Origin of the sequence: Nonomuraea sp. NPDC049709 (assembly GCF_040674815.1) — a bacterium.
In the GTDB taxonomy this organism is placed as follows: domain Bacteria; phylum Actinomycetota; class Actinomycetes; order Streptosporangiales; family Streptosporangiaceae; genus Nonomuraea.
In genome coordinates this window covers 1-18,563 of the sequence record NZ_JBFANM010000095.1, presented here as the reverse complement: position 1 = coordinate 18,563, position 18,563 = coordinate 1, and the positions used below count along the sequence as shown (strand labels likewise).

Genomic DNA, 18,563 nt, shown 5'->3' with positions numbered 1-18,563 from the left:
CAGCCGCTGCATGAGGAGCCACTGAGTTGTCACGTCGCCTGTTCACCTCCGAGTCGGTCACCGAGGGCCACCCGGACAAGATCGCCGACCAGATCAGTGACGCGATTCTCGACGCCATGCTCAAGGACGACCCCAAGAGCCGGGTCGCCGTCGAGACGCTGATCACTACCGGCCAGGTCCACGTCGCAGGCGAGGTCACGACCGAGACCTACGTCGACATCCCCGGCGTCATCCGGGAGAAGATCCTGGAGATCGGCTACGACGCCTCCCACAAGGGCTTCGACGGCGCCTCCTGCGGCGTGTCGGTGTCCATCGGCGCGCAGTCGCCCGACATCGCCCAGGGCGTCGACGACGCTTACGAGCACCGCATCGGCGGCGACGCCGACGAGCTCGACCGCCAGGGCGCCGGCGACCAGGGCCTCATGTTCGGCTACGCCTGCCGCGAGACCCCCGAGCTGATGCCGCTGCCGATCACGCTGGCCCACCGCCTGGCCCAGCGCCTGGCCGAGGTGCGCAAGACCGGCAAGGTCCCCTACCTCCGTCCCGACGGCAAGACGCAGGTCACGATCGAATACGACGGCGACACGCCCGTCCGCCTCGACACCGTGGTCGTCTCCACGCAGCACGCGGCGGAGATCGACCTCAAGGAGATGCTGGCGCCCGACATCAAGGAGCACGTGGTCGACCCCGTGCTCGCGGAGCTCGACCCCGACCTCGACACCGAGGGCTACCGCCTGCTGGTCAACCCGACCGGCCGCTTCGAGATCGGCGGCCCGATGGGCGACGCCGGCCTCACCGGCCGCAAGATCATCATTGACACCTACGGCGGCATGGCCCGCCACGGTGGCGGCGCCTTCTCCGGCAAGGACCCGTCCAAGGTCGACCGCTCGGCCGCCTACGCGATGCGCTGGGTCGCCAAGAACGTCGTCGCCGCCGGGCTCGCCGACCGGTGCGAGGTCCAGGTGGCGTACGCGATCGGCAAGGCCCAGCCGGTCGGCCTGTTCGTGGAGTGCTTCGGCACCGAGAAGCTGGCGGTGGAGAAGATCCAGGACGCCGTGCTGCAGGTGTTCGACCTGCGGCCGGCCGCGATCATCCGCGACCTCGACCTGCTGCGCCCGATCTACTCGGAGACCGCCGCCTACGGGCACTTCGGCCGCGAGGGCTTCTCCTGGGAGTCCACCGACCGCGCCGAGGCTCTGAGGACCGCCGCCGGCCTCTGACGGCTCCGCCCTGACCGGCCCGCCCTGACCGGCCCTTCTGGCCGGTCCGGGAGCCGGTCTGCCCGGTGCCGCCACACTCGACCTGAGCGGCGGCACCGGCTTCGGCGTTCCCCGGGGATGGCCTTCGCGGGTGTCCGCGGTGACGCCCTGCCGCCGGCTGGATAGCCGTGGCGGTGCCCGGTGAGTGCACCGCCGCTCCTGCCGCCTCGCCGTCCTCTCGCACGGGCCGCCCACCACGTGCCGCCCCTCTCCTCCCTCAAAGGGTCTCAGCGGGGCGGGGAAGAACCCGGAGCAGGCGTGGTGACGTGCGGAAAGCGGGCCCGGCCGGGAGGCGTGCCGTCCTGTGACGCCCGCACTCCGGATCCGAGGGTGTGGTGCCCGAAGGCCGGGTGCGCGGCTCTCGGGCAGCGGGCGTGGCCGGGGGTGGGGGTCTGGTAGACGTTATGCGTGACCGACTCCTCCGACGACGCCCTCCTGCCGCTCGAAGCCGTGCGGCCCGCGACGTCGTCGAAGGACACCAAGGGCGCCGTCGTCCCCGCCCCCGACAATCCGGTGGCGCGGGTGGCCGTAGACAGCCCGCTGCCGCACCTCGACCGCCTCTTCGACTACCTGGTCCCGGCCGCCCTGCATGAGACGGCCGAGCCGGGCGTACGCGTGCGGGTGCGCTTCGCGGGCAAGCTCGTCGACGGGTTCCTGCTGGAGCGGGCGGCCGAGAGCGACCACGAGGGCAAGCTCACCGCGCTCGAACGCGTGGTGTCGCCCGAGCAGGTGCTGACCCCGGAGATCGCGGGCCTGGCCAGGGCGGTCGCCGACCGCTACGCCGGCACCCTGGCCGACGTGCTGCGCCTGGCCGTTCCGCCCCGCCACGCCAAGGCCGAGGCGGAACCGCCCAAGGAGGACCCGCCGGGCGAGCCGGCCGAACCGGCCACGAGCGCCTGGGCGGCGTACCCGACCGGCCCTTCCTTCCTCGACGCCCTGCGCGCCGGCCGCGCGCCCCGGGCCGTGTGGTCGGCGCTGCCCGGCGGCGGCGGTTGGGCCGGCGCCATGGCCGAGGCGGTGCGCGCCACGCTGGACGGCGGCAGGGGAGCGGTGGTCGTGGTCCCCGACGGCAAGGACGTCGCGCTGGCCGACGCCGAGTTCGGGCGGCTGCTCGGCCCCGGCAGGCACGTGGCGCTCACGGCGGACCTGGGCCCGGCGGAGCGGTACAGACGGTGGCTTAAGGTGCTGAGAGGCCAGGTGCGCGCCGTTGTCGGCACCAGGGCCGCCATGTTCGCCCCCGTCTCCGGGCTCGGCCTGGTGGCCATCTGGGACGACGGAGACGACCTGCACGCCGAGCGCCTGGCCCCCTACCCGCACGCCCGCGAGGTGCTCGGGCTGCGCGCCCACAGGACCGGGGCGGGGATGCTGATCGGCGGCTACGCGCGTACCGCCGAGGCCACCCAGCTCGTCGCCACCCGGTGGGCCAGGCCCATCGTGGCCGCCCGCACGACGATCAGGAGCCTGGCCCCCCGCGTACACCCCGCCGGCGAGGACGCCGAGCTGGCCAAGGACCAGGCCGCCCGGCAGGCCCGCCTGCCCAGCATCGCCTGGCGGGCCCTGCGCCACGGGCTGGAGAGCGGCCCGGTGCTGGTGCAGGTGCCCAGGCGCGGCTACCTGCCCGCCCTGGCCTGCGGGCACTGCCGCACCCCCGCCCGCTGCGTCCTGCCGCCCACCCGGACGGCCCCCCGGGTCCCGGAGGCGGACGGCCAGGCCGAGGTCCAGCTGAGCGGCCAGGACGAGAGCCGGCTGCTGTGCCACGGCCCGCTCGCGCTCAGGGGCGGCCACGCGGCCCCCTACTGCCGCTGGTGCGGCCGGGTGGACGCCGACTGGCGGTGCCCGTCCTGCGGCAGCCCCCGGCTGCGGGCGGTGGTCACCGGCGCCAGGCGTACGGCGGAGGAGCTCGGCCGCGCCTTCCCCGCCACCCAGGTGCGCACCTCCGGCCGCGACGGCGTCCTGGCCACCGTGCCCGCCACGCGCTCGCTGGTCGTCGCCACGCCGGGTGCCGAGCCGGTGGCGGAGGGCGGCTACGCGGCGGCCGTGCTGCTGGACGGGTGGGCCCTGCTCGGCCGGGCGGACCTGCGGGCGGCCGAGGAGACGGTACGCCGGTGGATGAACGCCGCCGCCCTCCTCCGCCCCGCCGCCGAGCTGGTGGTGCTCGGCGACGCCGCGCTGCCCCCCGTACAGGCCCTGCTGCGGTGGGACCCGATCACCCACGCGGAGCGCGAGCTCGGCGACCGCGCCGAGCTCGGGTTCCCGCCCGCGGTGCGGATGGCGACGCTGACCGGCGCCGCGAGCGCGGTCAGGCAGATGCTCGACGAGGTACGCCTCCCGCCCGACGCCCAGGTGCTCGGCCCCGTGCCGGTGGACGAGTCGGGTCAGGAACGCGCCATGATCCGGGTACGCCGGGCCGGCGGCGCGGCGCTGGCCGCCGCGCTCAAAGGTGCCAGTGGGGTGCGTGCGGCGCGTAAGACACCAGATGTCGTGAGGGTGAGTGTCGACCCTCTCGACCTGATTTAGACCGTTTCCCCGATTCGCTCATCCGTGGGCCAGCCGTTAGCGTGCCCCTGTGTCGATCGAATGGGTGAACCGGGCCATCGACGACCTGCGTGCTTGGGGCCGCGCGCGGGAAGTCGAGGTGGACGCGGACGAGGTCCGCCTGCTCTGCGACTACGCCAGCGACTACCTCAACGTCAACGAACTGGGTGATTTCACTCCGGAGACCTTCGACGAGCTGCTGCTGTCCATCTACCCGCGCAAGGTCATCGCCCCTCCGGAGAGCGCGCCGGAGACCGTCGCCGCCGCCCGCACGTTCGTCGACTACCTCAGCGAGGCGGGCCAGGTGAGCCAGGGCACGGTGACGCGGATGCGCGAGCGGCTCGACGACATCGCGGTCCGCATGCCCGAGGCCCTCGCCGACCCGGCGAACTTCGGCATGGCCAAGAGCCTGTTCAGCTCCATCGGCCCCGAGTCGCTCGAGCAGTCGATCGCCATCCCCTCCGGCGAGCTGCCCGACCTGGGCGAGGCGCCCTGCGACTGTCCCGGGTGCACCCCGCTGCCCGCCGTACGGCTGGCCGCGCCCGGCGACCTGCGCGCCGCGCTGAAGAGCGTGCCGATGCTGGCCGAGCAGCCGCTGCCCGGCGACGAGGACCCGCTGGCCGCCTGGGCGGCACGCGTGGCCCACGTGATCGAGGAGGACACCGGCGGCACGATCACCGGCTCCGCGGAGCTCGACGAGGGCCTCTACGACCTGTTCGACATGCTCTACCGGCTCCAGGTGCGGGTGCCCGTCACCGTGATCGCCGAATACCTCGGCGAGATCGCCGGCGACGGCGAGATCGACCTGATCGACGTGCTCGGACGGCTGGAGTGGTGCGGCATGATCCGGGTCGCCGGCGACACCGCGGAGCTCACGCCGCCCGCCGTCTGGGCGCTGCGCGAGCACTACCTCTCCCTGGGCGTCGACGCCCCCCAGGCCCCCGACCTGGCCGAGGGCGACGCGCGCGGCCTCATCGAGGGGCTGCTCGAAGGCGTGCCGACCGAGCTCGCCGAGGACGACATCAGCCGCTGGCTGGCCGGTCGGGGGCCCGGCGAGGCCGCCGCCGAGCTGCTGGCCGCCGCCTCCGGCGCGCCCGCCGTGGCCCGCGGCATCGCCATCACCATCGTCGACCGGCTCGGCGCCGAGGCCGAGCCCGAGGTGCGCGCCTACCTCGAGGACGACGAGCTGCGGCCGCACGCCATCCACTGGCTGGCCGCCAGGAGGCTGCCCGCGCCGCCGCTCACCCAGGACGAGCTGCTCTGGGTCAGCGTCGACATGCTGGCCCTGGCCATGTCCGTGGCCGAGGAGGACCCCGAGATCTTCGCCGAGAACATGGCCGCCTCCGGCCCGACCGCCCACATGATCGAGGAGATGTGGCGGGTCGACCACCCCGACGTGGTCGAGGTTCTCGAACTGCTCGGACGCTCCATCACCGACGGCACGGTGGCCAAGGCGGCGCGCAAGGCCGCGTTCAAAGCCCGGTCCCGAGCCATCCGTTGAGTACGCTCATGTGACCGCTGTGCAGTAAGTTTCGTGGGTGGCAAACAATGTCTTCGACCTCGCCGAGCTGCGCAAGCTGATCGATGAGCAGGCCGCCGTGCCGCCACGGCCCCCTGAGGAGACTCCCGTGGAGCATGAGGCGCTGACGTTCCCACCAGTCCTGCTGGCGCCCGACGCGGAGCTCGCCAGGGCGGTGCCCGCCGTGCCTCTCGTGGCCGACGCCATCAGGCTCAGCACCTGGACGGGCAACCGCCAGGTGACCCCTCAGGGACACCTGGCGGACGCCGACGCCGCGGCGGCGGCCGAGCAGCTCGGCGTGCCCCCCGCCCGGCTCCGCCTGATCTGGATCGTCGCCGTCAACACCGGGCTGCTGCAGATCCTCGGCGGCCGGGCCTCCCGGGGGCCGCTGTCGATGCAGCTCACGGTCGAGGCCACGCTGGAGTTCTGGGACGGCGTGGTCATGGACGTGCTCGACCGCGCCGACGAGGGGCTGACCGGCTCTGCCGTGGTGGACGGCCACCTGGCCGAGATGCTGGCCACGATCTACTCCGTACGTTCGGGCGTCGCCACCGCCAACCTCGCCCGCGGCATCCTCCAGTCCCACGAGGTCGCCTGCGCGCCCGGCCCCGTCGAGATGCGCAAGATCGCCGCCGCGCTGCCCGCCGAGCTCCTCGAGGCGCTGTCGCTGCTCACCTACTGCGGCCTGGTCGAGCAGACCGCCGCGGGCCGCACCGCGCTCACCCCGCTCTTCGTCTGGGCCGTCCGCCGCGACCTGCTGCGCGAGGGCCACGACGCGCCGACCACCGCGGAGGTGGAGGTGTTCGCCGACCTGTCCGCGGCCGAGCTGGTGGAGGCGCTGGTCAAGGGCGCCGCCACGCAGAGCGCCGTGGCCGGGTGGCTGGAGCGCCGCTCGCCCGAGTCGGCCGCCCGCGACCTGATCGAGATCGCCGCGTCCGGCACGGCCGGCCAGCGCGGTGCGGTGGGCGCGATCCTGGAGGAGCTGGGCCCGGAGGCCGAGGCCCCCGTCAGGCAGGCCCTCGACGACCCGCTCATGCGCCGCTACGCCGCCTCCTGGCTGCACATCCGCGACCTCGAGGCCCCGACGCTCAGCCCCGAGGACCACACCTGGATCGCGGTCGACTCCCTGGCCGCGCTCATGCACCTGTCGGGCGCCGCCGCCGGCCGGCTCGACACGCCGGAGCCGGGCGAAGACCTGATCAAGCTGGTCGGGGAGATGCCCGCGGTCGGCCACCCCGACACGATCGCCGTGCTCGACATGCTCGCCACCGCCCACGACGATCAGGCCGTGGTCAAGGCGGCGCGCAAGGCCGCGATGAAGGCCCGCTCGCTGGAGCACGCGCGGCCGCACACGGCGGGCCGCAGCCGCTGACGGGCCGCTGACGGGCCGATCGAGGGGTCCCTACCTACACTAAACTTGACTGATCCACGCTTGAGAAACGGAGTGACCCCCTTGGCGATCCAGTCGATCCGGCTGTTCGGAGACCCGGTGCTGCGCACCCCGGCGGCCCCGGTCGTCGACTTCGACAAGGAGCTCCGCAAACTCGTCAAAGACCTCACCGACACGATGATGGACGCCCCGGGCGCGGGCCTGGCGGCCCCGCAGATCGGCGTCGGGCTGCGGGTGTTCACCTACTACGTGGACGACCAGCTCGGCCACCTGATCAACCCCGACCTCGACCTCTCGCCGGAGCTCGACGAGGAGGGCGAGGAGGGCTGCCTGTCCTTCCCCGGCCTGTCGTTCCCGACGCCGCGCGCCGTCCGCGCCGTGGCCAAGGGCTTCGACATGTACGGCGAGCCGGTCACGCTGGAGGGCACCGACCTGATGGCCCGGTGCTTCCAGCACGAGACCGACCACCTCGACGGCATCCTGTTCATCGACCGGATGGACCCCAAGCAGCGCAAGCTGGCCATGAAGGCCGTGCGCGAGGCGGAGTGGAGCGGCCTGGCCGCCCCCGTGTTCAAGGTCTCGCCCCACGCCACCGGTGGAAAGGCACTCTGAGAGCATGCGTCTGGTCTTCGCGGGCACACCCGAGACGGCTCTGCCGTCGCTGCGCACCCTGATCGACTCCCCCCGGCACGACGTCGTGGCGGTCGTCACCCGTCCCGACGCCCAGTCCGGCCGGGGCCGCAAGGTCCACCCGTCGCCGGTGGCCGCGCTCGCGGAGGAGGCCGGCATCGAGGTGCTGCGCCCGCAGAAGGCCGGAGACCCGGAGTTCCTCGACCGGCTGCGCGCCCTGGAGCCCGACTGCTGCCCGGTGGTGGCCTACGGCGCGCTGCTGCCGCAGTCGGCCCTCGACGTGCCCCGGCACGGCTGGATCAACCTGCACTTCTCCATCCTGCCCGCCTGGCGCGGGGCCGCCCCCGTCCAGCACGCGATCCTGCACGGCGACGAGATCGGCGGGGCGACGACGTTCCAGATCGTCAAGGAGCTGGACGCCGGGCCCGTCTACGGCGTGGTGACGGAGGAGATCCACACCTCCGACACGAGCGGATCGCTGCTGGAGCGGCTGTCGATCTCGGGGGCCGGGCTGCTGGCCGCCACCCTCGACGGCGTCGAGGACGGCACCCTGGAGGCCCGGCCGCAACCGGCCGACGGCATCACCATCGCCCCCAAGATCTCCGTCGCCGACGCCCGCGTCGACTGGACCAAGCCCGCCCTGCACGTCGACCGGCTCATCCGGGCCTGCACGCCCGGCCCCGGGGCCTGGACGGAGTTCCGGGGGCAACGGGTGAAGGTGGGGCCGGTGCGGATGGTCCCCGGTGAGCGCCTGGCGCCCGGGGAGATCGCCACCACGAAGACGACGGTGCTGGTCGGGACGGCCACCGACGCGGTGGAGCTGGGCGAGGTGCAGCCGCAGGGCAAGCGGTTGATGGGGGCCGGGGAATGGGCTCGCGGGGTTCGCCCGGAGGGTAAAGAGGTCTTCAAGTGACTGAGCGTGTTGATCTTGTGTCGGACGGTAATATCGTCGCCATGACTATCACCAGTAGCGAAGCGCTCGCTCTTTCGAAGCGGATGGACAGCCTCCGCCAGGACCAGGATGCCTACATGCTGACGCTCTGCGATGTGCGCGACGAGTGTCGCGGCATCAAGAGCGACATGCGGCGGATGGATCGCCGCCTGGCGAAGGTGGAGGGCAAGGTCGACCGGATCGAGCAGAAGGCCGACAAGGCTCTCGGGCTCACCGTGCAGCTGGGTCAGAAGTTCGATGGCCTGAGCGGCCGATTCGACGTCATGAGCGGCCAGTTCGACGGCCTGAGCGGTCGGCTTGACGGCCTGGACGGCCGGGTCGCGGTCCTCGAAGGCGACGTGGCCGAGCTCAAGACGGACGTCGCGGTGCTCAAGACGGACGTCGGCGAGCTCAAGACCGACGTCGCGGTGCTCAAGACCGACGTCGCGGTGCTAAAGACAGATGTCGGCGAGCTCAAGACCGATGTCAGGGAGCTGAAGTCGGATGTCAGCGAGCTCAAGACCGGCATGGTCGACGTCAAGGCGCTCCTCGGTCACGTGCTCGACAGGTTGCCACCCAAGGCGTGAGTGAAAGTTTGAGGGGATGAAGACCAGGGGGCACCAGGGGGCCAACGGCAGAGGCGGCGAGGGCCGTGCTCCGAGGCCGCGGAAACCGGCGCGGGATCCCGCGCGCAACGCGGCCTTCGACGTCGTGCGGGCGGTGGACGAGCGCGACGCGTACGCCAACCTGCTTCTGCCGCGCCTCCTTCGCGAGCGTGGCATCAAGGGGCGCGACGCCGCGCTCGCGACCGAGCTCGCGTACGGGACGCTGCGCGGGCTCGGGACCTACGACGCCATCATCGAGATGTGCAGCGACCGCGCGCCCGACCCGGACGTGCGCGACGCCCTGCGGCTCGGCGCCCACCAGCTTCTGCGCATGCGCGTGCCCCCGCACGCGGCCGTCGGCACCACCGTCGATCTCGTACGCCTGCGCATCGGTGCCGGCGCCGCCAAGTTCGTCAACGCGGTGCTGCGCAAGATCGGCTCCAGGACGCTCGAGGAATGGGTGCCCATCGTCGCGCCGGACCCGGCCGACGACCCGGTCGGGCACCTCGCCGTCGCCTACGGCCACCCCCGGTGGATCGTCTCCGCCTTCCGCGACGCCCTGGGCGGGCCGGGCGAGGTGGCCGACCTGCTCGACGCCGACAACGCCCGCCCGCTGGTCACGCTGGTCGCGCGGCCGGGGCGCAGCTCGGTGGAGGAGCTCGAGGACTCGGGGGCCATGCCGGGCCGCTACTCGCCGTACGCGGCATACCTGCGCGAAGGCGATCCCGGGCAGATCGAGGCAGTGGCCGAGACACGTGCCGCCGTTCAGGACGAGGCCAGTCAGCTGGTGGCGCTCGCCCTGACCCGCGTGCCGGTCGACGGCGACGGTGACGAGCTGTGGCTGGACATGTGCGCGGGGCCCGGCGGCAAGGCGGGGCTCCTCGACGCCATCGCCGTCCATGGCGACCTGGCCGCACTGGACCACGAAGCCGGCCGCCGCACCGCCGAGCCCGCGCCGCCGGAAGGAGCGGCGGGAGCTTCCGCTGCCGAGGCTTTTCCGGGTGGGGCGCGGTTGGTGGCTGCCGACGTGCAGTATCACCGGGCGCGGCTGGTCTGGGAGACCACCAGGGACGCGTCGGTGGTCACCGTGGACGGGACCGAGCCTGCCTGGCGGCCGGGCGTGTTCGACCGGGTCATGCTCGACGCGCCCTGCACCGGGCTCGGCGCGCTGCGGCGGCGGCCTGAGGCGCGCTGGCGGCGCGATCCGGCCGGGATCGCCGAGCTGGGCAAGCTGCAGCGGCGGTTGCTCGACACGGCGCTGGACGCCGTGCGCCCCGGAGGCGTCGTGGCGTACGTCACGTGCTCTCCGCACCTGGCCGAGACGCGGGTGGTGGTCGGGGACCTGATGGCGCGCAGGAGCGACGTCGAGCAGCTCGATGCCCGCGACTACCTGCCCGAGGTGGACGGGCTGGGCGACGGGCCGCACGCCCAGTTCTGGCCGCACCGGCACGGCACCGACGCCATGTTCCTGGCCCTGCTCCGCAAGCGCCCCTGATGCTGTGCCGGCGGGGCGTGGGAGCCTGCGGGGCCTGATTGCGGTCTGTGGTCCTCGCCTGAATTGTGGGCCCGGCCTGATTGTGTCTTGGGCGTGATCGTGGTTCTGGGTCTGATTGCGGTTCTGGGTCTGATTGCGGTTCTGGGTCTGGGCGTGGTCTGGGGTCTGGGCCTGGTCTGGTCTGGGGCTGGACGCTTGGGCCTGGGCTCAGGTCTGGGTCTGGGGCTGTCTGGGGCTGGGGCTGTTTGGGAGTCTGGGCCGGGCTTGGGGCCGGTTGTTCTGGTCTGGTTCGGGTCGGGGTCGCACTCGGGGCGGTGCATGTGGTCCGATCGACGACGTGGACTTTCTGGATGACCTTCACCTGGCGGAGCTGGAGCCGATCATCTGGCTCCAGGGGTGGCCCGATGCCGTCCGCCCCGTGCTGGAGCTGGTGTCGGTGTTCGGCACGGACACGTTCTTCCTGCTCTGCCTGCCCCTCCTCTACTGGTGCGTCAATCCGGCGCTCGGCCTGCGTCTCGGCTTCGTCGTCCTGCTGGCCGCCGCCACGAACGCGATCGGCAAGTTCGCCGCCCACCAGCCCAGGCCGTACTGGATCGACGCGAGGATCCACCCGTTCTCCATCGAGGGAGCCTTCGGGCTGCCGTCCGGGCATGCCCAGATCGGCACCGCCGCCCTGGGCCGGTTGGCGATGGCGGTGGGCAGGCCGTGGGCGTGGTGGGTGGCGGGGGTGCTCGTCGGGTTGGTGTGCCTGAGCCGGGTGTACCTGGGGGTGCACTTCATCTCCGACGTGGTGGCCGGTGTGTTGCTCGGGGTGGCCGTGCTGTGGCTGGTGAGCAGGCTGGAGCGGCCCGCGGTGGCCTGGTGGCGGCGGCAGGCCCTGTGGGCGCAGCTCGCCGCCTCCGTGGCGCTGTCCGGCGCGCTGCTCGGGGTCGCCGCGCTGGCCAACGCCCCGTACGCCGGCTGGGCCCCGCCGGAGAGCTGGAGCTCGGCGGGCGCGATCGATCCGGAGAGCCTGGACACGATCGTCACCATGTCGGGCGTGCTGCTCGGCACGCTGGCCGGGACGTCGGTCATGTACCGGCTGGGCTGGTTCGACGCGGGCGGGCCGCTCGGCGTGCGCGCCGCCCGCTGGGCGCTCGGCACGGTGGTGGCTGTGCTCATCTGGTACGCCGAGCGCGAAGTGCTGCCCCAGACGGCGGCGGCGACGTACGCGGGTACGCGCTGCTGGCACTGTGGGTGCAGGTGGGCGCGCCCGTGCTGTTCATCCGGCTCGGGCTGATGGACCGGGCGAAGCAGCCGCAGCCCGTTCACGAATCGTCCCGGGCGATGCGGCGGCGGGATCATCACTAGACTTGGGGAATCATGGCCGTACAGATCTCGCCCAGCATCCTCGCCGCCGACTTCGCCAGGCTCGCCGACGAGGCCGCCGCCGTGCCGAACGCCGACTGGCTGCACGTCGACGTCATGGACTACCACTTCGTGCCCAACCTGACCCTTGGGCTGCCCGTGGTCGAGGCGCTGCGCAAGGCGACCGACACACCCCTCGACTGCCACCTCATGATCGCCGACCCCGACCGCTGGGCGCCGCAGTACGCGGAGGCCGGGGCGGGCAGCGTCACCATTCACGCGGAGGCGGCCAAGGCGCCGATCCGTACCCTGCGGGAGATCCGCTCCCTCGGCGCCAGGGCCGGCCTCGCGCTCAACCCCGCCACGGCCGTGGAGCCGTACGAAGACCTGCTCGGCGAGGTCGACATGCTGCTGCTGATGACCGTTGAGCCGGGGTTCGGCGGGCAGAAGTTCCTCGACGTCGTGCTGCCGAAGGTCCGGCGGGCCCGTGAGCTCATCGGGCGGCACGGCGGGCGGGTCTGGCTGCAGGTCGACGGGGGAGTGGACGCGGGCACCATCGAGCGCTGCGCCGAGGCGGGGGCCGACGTGTTCGTGGCGGGCAGCGCCGTCTACGGGGCCTCCGACCCGGTGGCCGCCATCGACGCTCTCAGAGCCGCCGCCAATCACGCCATTTCGTGACATGAACCCCCCATCACCTGGGTAACTATTCACTTATGGGTGACCATGGGATCTTTGGGCCCCGTTCGGTGACGTGGCGGGTGATGGGCGAGCCGATCCTGCTGGTGGGCGGCATCCGCGCGTTGCTGATGCAGGGGCTGCATCCGAGGGCGATGCGCGGCGTGCTGCAGAACTCCGCGCTCATGGATCCGCAGGAGGCGTGGTCGCGGTTCGTCCGGACCACCGAGTTCGTACGCGTACGCACCTACGGAACGCACGCCGAGGTCGAGCGCGCCGGCCGCCGCGTACGCAAGATCCACGCCAAGCTGACCGCCCACGACCCCGACACCGGCGTCACCTTCCACCTCGACGACCCCGACGCGCTGCGCTGGGTGCACGTGGGCGAGGTGGACTCGTACCTGTCGGTCGCCCGCCGCGCCGGAGTGCCGCTGACGGACGACGAGGCGGACACGTTCGTGGCGGAGTGGCAGCGGGCGGCCGAGGTGGTCGGGCTGGCGCCCGATGACGTGCCCGGTTCGGTCGCCGAGTTGCGCGACTACATCGACGCCGAACGCCCGGGGCTGCGCTTCGTCCCCGAGGCCGCCCACCCGCTGCGCCTGTCGCTCAACGCCCCGCTTCCGCGCCTGCTGACCCCGCTCAAGCCCGCGATGCCGGCGCTGACGCTCCTCGCGTTCGCCACGCTGCCGCGCTGGGCGAGACGGCTGTACGGGCTGCCCGCCACGCCGGTCGGCGACCTGTGGGCCACGGCGACGCTGCGCACCCTGCACACCGGGATCGGCCTGGTCCCGGGGCATGTCCGCTACAGCCCGGCGGCCCGTCGCGCACACCGGCTGATGGCTGCCTGAAGCGAGCGCTTGGTCAAGTTGGGAGGGGCGGTCGCATCCTCGGTTCGGGGCATGGCAAACTGGTAGCGAAAGAGAGCTAGCGTGCTCCGGGGTCGGTGAAAGTCCGAACCGGCGGTGACAGTCCGCGACCCGGCCGATGCCATCGGCCGGTTGACTCGGTGAAATTCCGGGACCGACGGTTAAAGTCCGGATGGGAGGAAGCGCGCGAGGTGTCCGGTGTCCCAGCCGGGCGCCTGCCGTGGTGCATCTGTGCATCATGGCGAATCCCCCGGGGCCCGCCGTGGCTTTGAGCTACTGGCGAGTAGGAGACCCGGGGTGGAGATACCCGCGCAGGACGCCGCCCACATGGCGCGCGCCGTCGAGCTGGCCGGACACGGACATGGCAGCACCAGCCCCAACCCCGTCGTGGGCTGCGTCGTGCTCGACGCCGACGGGCGGGTCGCGGGCGAGGGCTTCCACGCGTACGCGGGCGGGCCGCACGCCGAGGTGGTCGCGCTCGCGCAGGCCGGCGAGCGGGCCAGGGGCGGCACCGCCTACGTGACGCTCGAGCCCTGCGACCACACCGGCCGGACGGGGCCGTGCAGCCGTGCCCTGCTGGAGGCGGGGGTGGCGCGCGTGGTGATCGCGGTGTCCGACCCCAACCCGAAGGCGGCGGGCGGTGCGGCGCGGCTGCGGGCCCATGGCGTCGCGGTCACGTCCGGGGTCCTCACCGAGGCCGCGGAGCGGGTCAACGAGGAGTGGCTGACGTACGCGCGGCTGGGGCGATCCCACGTGACCTGGAAGTTCGCCGCGACGCTGGACGGCAGGTCGGCGGCCGAGGACGGCACCAGCAAGTGGATCACCTCGCCGGAGGCCAGGGCCGACGTGCACCGGCTCCGGGCGGCCTCCGACGCGATCGTGGCCGGCATCGGCACGGTGCTGGCCGACGACCCCCACCTCACGGCCCGCCCGGGCTCCGCGCACAATCCCGGCCTCATGGCCCGTGCGGGCGCCGCGCACACTCCCGGCCTCATGGCCCGTACGGGCGCCGCGCACGACGCCCGCCCCACGGCCCCCGGCCGCGACACGCCCGGAGCGCTCGGCAGTACGGGTGCGGGTGGCCACGTTCTCGCAGCGGGAGCGGGTGACGACGCTTCGGTGGCGGTTGCGCGTGGTGACGTGCCTGGAGTGCATGACGTCCCGGGCGCAGGACCCGATGGCGCCGGGCGGGATGCCGCGGGGCGGGAGGGTGCGGGGCGCGATGCCGCGGGGCGGGATGGCATGGGACCCGACGGTGCATGGCCCGACGGCACCGGGGTGGGGCGTCAGGGCTCCGGGGGCGGCGACTTCGTCCCGGAGGCCGGGTTCGGCGTGACCGGTGGCATTTCCGGTTCGCCGGGGGCGGTCGTGCGGGGGCCGCTGCGGGTCGTGGTCGATCCGTCCGCCAGGACGCCCCAGGACGCCCGGGTCCTCGACGACCAAGCCCCCACCCTCGTCGCCGTGGCCGACGACGTCGACACCGACCTCAAGGCCGACCTCCTGCGCCTGCCCCGCCACGACGGCGGCGGTCTCGACCTGCACGCCCTGCTCCGCGAGCTGGCGGCACGCGGGGTCGTGAGCGTGTTCCTAGAGGGCGGCCCGACGCTGGCGGGCGCGTTCGTCGAGCAGGGGCTCGTCGATCGCGTGGTGGCGTACCTGGCGCCGGCGTTGCTGGGGTCCGGGCGGGCCGCGCTCGGCGCGGCCGGGGTGCGGACGATCGGCGAGCTCCATCATCTGAAATTTGACGAGATTTCCCCCATCGGGCCGGATGTACGGCTGATTGCCCGGCCCACCACTCAACCAGGCAGGGAGAAGTGATGTTCACCGGAATCATTGAGGAGAAGGGCGAAGTGGTGGCCATCGACCAGGCGGGCGGTGGCGCTCTGCTGTCGGTGCGCGGCCCGGTCGTCACCTCCGACGCCAACCATGGTGACTCGATCGCGGTCAACGGTGTGTGCCTGACGGTCGTGGAGGTCAAGGACGACGTCTTCACGGTCGATGTGATCAGGGAGTCGCTCGACCGCAGCTCCCTGGGCGACCTCACCGAGGGCTCGGCGGTGAACCTGGAGCGGGCCGTACGCGCCGACCAGCGCCTGGGCGGTCACATCGTGCAGGGCCACGTGGACGGCACCGCCGTCCTGCTGTCGCGCGACCCCGGCGAGAACTGGGACGACCTGCGGTTCTCGCTGTCGGAGGCGCTGAGCCGCTACGTGGCGGAGAAGGGCTCGATCGCGATCGACGGAATCAGCCTGACGGTCACGACGGTTGACGACGACAGCTTCGGCGTGAGCCTCATCCCGACCACGCTGAAGCTCACCACCATGGGCGAACGCCAGGTGGGTGACGTGGTGAACATCGAGGTCGACGTGATCGCGAAGTACGTTGAAAGGCTGGTGGTCAGGCAGTGAACTGGGCCAACGCCGGATTTGAGATATTCGGCACGCACGTGCTCTGGACCGACCTGGTCGGCAACATCGCCGCCCTGTCGACGGTCCTGCTGGCCATGCGCAAGTCGATGTGGACGTGGCCGGTGCAGCTCACCGGCTCGGTGCTGCTGTTCGTCGCCTCGATCAACGCCCACATCACCGGGAACGCGCTCAAGCAGGCGCTGTTCGCGGCCCTGGCGGTGTACGGGTGGTGGGCGTGGCGGCGCGGCACCCAGGACGGCAAGCAGCTGGCCGTGCGGCCCGCCCAGTGGCGGGAGCGGTCGCTGCTGATCGCCGTCATGCTGGTGGGCACGGCCGTGGTCGGCGTGCTGTTCTACGTCACCGGCCTGTCATGGGGCGCTCACGAGCCGCTGCCGAAGGGCGCGTTCCTGGTTGCCGCCGACGCCTACATCTTCGTCGGCAGCGCCGTGGCCACGTGGGCGCAGGGCAGGGCGCTGGTGGACTTCTGGATGGTGTGGGTGGCCGTGGACCTGGTCGGGGTGCCGCTGGCGTTCAGCTCGGGCCTGGTGGTCTCCGGCTACGTCTACGGCATCTTCTTCATCCTGGTCATCATCGGGTTCGTGAAGTGGCTGCGCGAATATCGCACCTCCTCCCTCGGCCTGGCGGTGGCGCAATGAGCGACATCAAGCTCGACCCGATCGAGCGCGCCATCGAGGACATGCGCGCAGGCAAGCCCGTGGTGGTGGTCGACGACGAGAACCGGGAGAACGAGGGCGACCTCATCTTCGCCGCGGTCAAGGCCACGCCGGAGCTGTGCACGTTCACGATCCGGCACACCAGCGGCATGATCTGCGTGGCGATGGAGGGCAAGGAGCTCGACCGGCTCGGCCTGCCCCTCATGGTCTTCCACAACAAGGAGCGCATGCGCACGGCGTACACGATCACCGTGGACGCCCGCGATGGCGTCACCACCGGCATCTCGGCGGCCGACCGGGCCAGGACGATCCGCACGCTCGCCGACTCGGCCACCGAGCCCAACGAGCTCGTACGCCCGGGGCACATCTTCCCGCTGCGCTACCACGAGGGCGGCGTGCTGGCCCGGCGCGGCCACACGGAGGCGGCCGTGGATCTGGCCAGGCTGGCCGGGCTGTCGGCGGCCGGCGCGCTGGCCGAGGTGGTCAACGACGACGGCACCATGGCCAGGCTGCCCGAGCTGCGGCGCTTCGCCGACGAGCACGACCTGGCCCTGGTCTCCATCGAGCAGCTCGTCGACTACCGCCGGCGGGCCGAGAGCATGGTCACCAGGGTCGCCGAGACGCGGCTGCCGAACGCGTACGGGATGTGGCGGGCGTACGGCTACGCCAGCGCGCTCGACGGCGGCGAGCACGTCGCGCTGGTCCTCGGCGACCTGGCCGGAGGCGAGAACATCCTGGTCAGAGCCCACTCCGAATGCCTGACCGGCGACGTGTTCGGCTCGCTGCGCTGCGACTGCGGGGTGCAGCTCGACCACGCCATGGCGGCCATCGCGCAGGAGGGCCGCGGCGTGATCGTCTACCTGCGCGGCCACGAGGGCCGGGGGATCGGGCTGCTGGCCAAGCTGAAGGCGTACAGCCTGCAGGACAACGGCAGCGACACCGTGGACGCCAACGTGGAGCTGGGGCTGCCGGTGGACGCGCGGGAGTTCTCCAACGCGGGGCAGATCCTGGCCGACCTCGGCGTCAAGTCGGTGCGGCTGCTCACCAACAACCCGGCCAAGCTCAAGGGCATGGACGGGTACGGCATCAAGGTCCTCGGCCGCGAGGCCATGCCCGTGGCCATGAACCCGTACAACGAGCGTTACCTCAAGGCCAAGCGCGATCGCCTGGGCCACGACATCTCGGAGGCGTCATGAGTGGGGAAGGACGGCCGGGCGTCGCGGCGCCGGACGCGTCGGGGCTGACAGTGGGGGTCGTGGCGGCCAGCTGGCACGCCAAGATCACCGACCAGCTGGTGTCGCGGGCCGTGCAGGCGTGCGACGACAGCGGCGCCACGGCGACGGTGGTGCGGGTGCCGGGCTCGCTGGAGATCCCGGTGGTCGCCCAGGCGCTGGCCCGCCGCTGCGACGCGGTGGTGGCCCTGGGCGCGGTCATCCGCGGCGACACCGCGCATTTCGACTACGTCTGCGACTCGGTGACGTCGGGCCTGACCCGGATCTCGCTGGACGAGGAGACGCCGGTCGGCAACGGCGTGCTCACGTGCGAGACCATGGACCAGGCACTCGACCGCTCGGGTCTGCCAGGGAGCAAGGAGGACAAGGGTTACGAGTCGGCCATCGCCGCGCTCGAGACCGCACTCCTCCTGAGAGACCTCGGCTGACCTACGGTAGGTTTCCCTCGTGTCAGAGCCCGTGTCCCCTCCGCCCCTGCCCGTCACCTGGCGCCCTCGCCGGGGACGGTTCGTCGCCTACGGCTTCGCCGTGCTGATCGTGCTGGGGGCGGTGGTGATGGCGATCTTCATCGCCCGGCCGTTCCAGCTGGCCGACCGGGTGGCGATCGTGGCGTTCGGGGGCGCGGTGGCGTGGGTGCTGCATCTGCTGGGCCGGGTGCGGGTGGAGGCCGACGAGAAGGGCCTCACGATCGTCAACGCCGTCCGCACCCACCGCTACTCGTGGCCGGAGATCCTGGACGTCACGCTGCTGGTGGGCGACCCGTGGCCGCGGATCGACTTCTCCGACGGGCACACCGTCGGGGCCATGGGGATCCAGGGCTCGGAGAAGGCCCGCGCCCGCCGGGCCACGGCCGAACTGCGGGCCCTGATCCGGGAGCGCGGGGAGGCGCGCGAGGGTTAGCCGCAATGCCGGGAAGTTAGGACGGCTGGCGGTTGCGTCAAGGTGTTCGGCTGAACCAGAGACATGAGAACGGAGATCCAGTAGAACGGGTGATCTT

17 protein-coding genes and 1 riboswitch are annotated in these 18,563 nt (G+C 72.4%); all 17 genes read left to right on the top strand.

Translation table 11 applies throughout. From position 1 onward, the window contains the following. Positions 1-26 precede the first annotated feature (26 nt). The 17 genes from metK to AB0J69_RS53005 all read left to right on the top strand — a co-directional run bounded on the left by metK (position 27) and on the right by AB0J69_RS53005 (position 18,466). Positions 27-1,220 carry a methionine adenosyltransferase gene (gene metK, locus AB0J69_RS53085; protein ID WP_364134946.1) on the top strand — a complete coding sequence of 398 codons (1,194 nt, stop codon included), beginning with the start codon at positions 27-29 and terminating at the stop codon, positions 1,218-1,220. Between the two features lie 489 nt (positions 1,221-1,709). Further along, positions 1,710-3,776, top strand: a complete 2,067-nt coding sequence (locus AB0J69_RS53080) for a primosomal protein N' (RefSeq protein ID WP_364134991.1) — start codon at positions 1,710-1,712, stop codon at positions 3,774-3,776. A 49-nt stretch (positions 3,777-3,825) separates the two neighbouring features. Further along, positions 3,826-5,295: a hypothetical protein gene (locus AB0J69_RS53075; RefSeq protein ID WP_364134943.1), complete on the top strand. Its 1,470-nt coding sequence runs from the start codon at positions 3,826-3,828 to the stop codon at positions 5,293-5,295. Between the two features lie 37 nt (positions 5,296-5,332). After that, entirely contained in the window at positions 5,333-6,685 is a 1,353-nt protein-coding gene (locus tag AB0J69_RS53070; protein ID WP_364134940.1) for a hypothetical protein, read from the top strand. 81 nt (positions 6,686-6,766) lie between these two features. Next, a complete protein-coding gene (def, locus tag AB0J69_RS53065) occupies positions 6,767-7,315 on the top strand; it encodes a peptide deformylase (protein ID WP_364134937.1) in 549 nt (182 codons plus the stop codon). Positions 7,316-7,319: 4 nt separating this feature from the next. Next, positions 7,320-8,246: a methionyl-tRNA formyltransferase gene (gene fmt, locus AB0J69_RS53060; RefSeq protein WP_364134934.1), complete on the top strand. Its 927-nt coding sequence runs from the start codon at positions 7,320-7,322 to the stop codon at positions 8,244-8,246. After that, on the top strand, positions 8,243-8,851 hold the full coding sequence (locus tag AB0J69_RS53055; RefSeq protein ID WP_364134931.1) for a hypothetical protein: 609 nt from the start codon (positions 8,243-8,245) through the stop codon (positions 8,849-8,851). Before fmt ends, AB0J69_RS53055 begins: the two co-directional genes overlap by 4 nt. 16 nt (positions 8,852-8,867) lie before the next feature. Continuing rightward, positions 8,868-10,364 carry a transcription antitermination factor NusB gene (locus tag AB0J69_RS53050; RefSeq protein ID WP_364134928.1) on the top strand — a complete coding sequence of 499 codons (1,497 nt, stop codon included), beginning with the start codon at positions 8,868-8,870 and terminating at the stop codon, positions 10,362-10,364. 337 nt (positions 10,365-10,701) lie between these two features. After that, positions 10,702-11,643 (top strand): phosphatase PAP2 family protein, encoded by a 942-nt coding sequence (locus AB0J69_RS53045; protein ID WP_364134925.1) that lies wholly within the window; start codon positions 10,702-10,704, stop codon positions 11,641-11,643. An 83-nt stretch (positions 11,644-11,726) separates the two neighbouring features. Beyond that, positions 11,727-12,389, top strand: a complete 663-nt coding sequence (gene rpe / locus AB0J69_RS53040) for a ribulose-phosphate 3-epimerase (RefSeq protein ID WP_364134922.1) — start codon at positions 11,727-11,729, stop codon at positions 12,387-12,389. Between the two features lie 83 nt (positions 12,390-12,472). Further along, positions 12,473-13,234: an oxygenase MpaB family protein gene (locus tag AB0J69_RS53035; RefSeq protein WP_364134919.1), complete on the top strand. Its 762-nt coding sequence runs from the start codon at positions 12,473-12,475 to the stop codon at positions 13,232-13,234. 77 nt (positions 13,235-13,311) lie between these two features. Beyond that, a riboswitch (FMN riboswitch) is annotated at positions 13,312-13,442 on the top strand. Between the two features lie 107 nt (positions 13,443-13,549). Further along, the gene (gene ribD / locus AB0J69_RS53030) at positions 13,550-15,070 is read left to right on the top strand and encodes a bifunctional diaminohydroxyphosphoribosylaminopyrimidine deaminase/5-amino-6-(5-phosphoribosylamino)uracil reductase RibD (protein WP_364134916.1); all 1,521 of its coding nucleotides are present in this window, start codon (positions 13,550-13,552) and stop codon (positions 15,068-15,070) included. After that, complete coding sequence (locus AB0J69_RS53025; RefSeq protein WP_364134913.1) at positions 15,070-15,660, top strand: riboflavin synthase; 591 nt, start codon at positions 15,070-15,072, stop codon at positions 15,658-15,660. Before ribD ends, AB0J69_RS53025 begins: the two co-directional genes overlap by 1 nt. Beyond that, complete coding sequence (locus AB0J69_RS53020; protein WP_364134910.1) at positions 15,657-16,316, top strand: nicotinamide mononucleotide transporter family protein; 660 nt, start codon at positions 15,657-15,659, stop codon at positions 16,314-16,316. The genes AB0J69_RS53025 and AB0J69_RS53020 overlap by 4 nt, the downstream gene beginning before the upstream one ends. Continuing rightward, a complete protein-coding gene (locus AB0J69_RS53015; protein WP_364134907.1) occupies positions 16,313-17,530 on the top strand; it encodes a bifunctional 3,4-dihydroxy-2-butanone-4-phosphate synthase/GTP cyclohydrolase II in 1,218 nt (405 codons plus the stop codon). Before AB0J69_RS53020 ends, AB0J69_RS53015 begins: the two co-directional genes overlap by 4 nt. Continuing rightward, positions 17,527-17,994 carry a 6,7-dimethyl-8-ribityllumazine synthase gene (gene ribH, locus AB0J69_RS53010; RefSeq protein ID WP_364134904.1) on the top strand — a complete coding sequence of 156 codons (468 nt, stop codon included), beginning with the start codon at positions 17,527-17,529 and terminating at the stop codon, positions 17,992-17,994. Before AB0J69_RS53015 ends, ribH begins: the two co-directional genes overlap by 4 nt. Before the next feature lie 19 nt (positions 17,995-18,013). Further along, on the top strand, positions 18,014-18,466 hold the full coding sequence (locus AB0J69_RS53005; protein ID WP_364134901.1) for a PH domain-containing protein: 453 nt from the start codon (positions 18,014-18,016) through the stop codon (positions 18,464-18,466). Positions 18,467-18,563 lie beyond the last annotated feature (97 nt).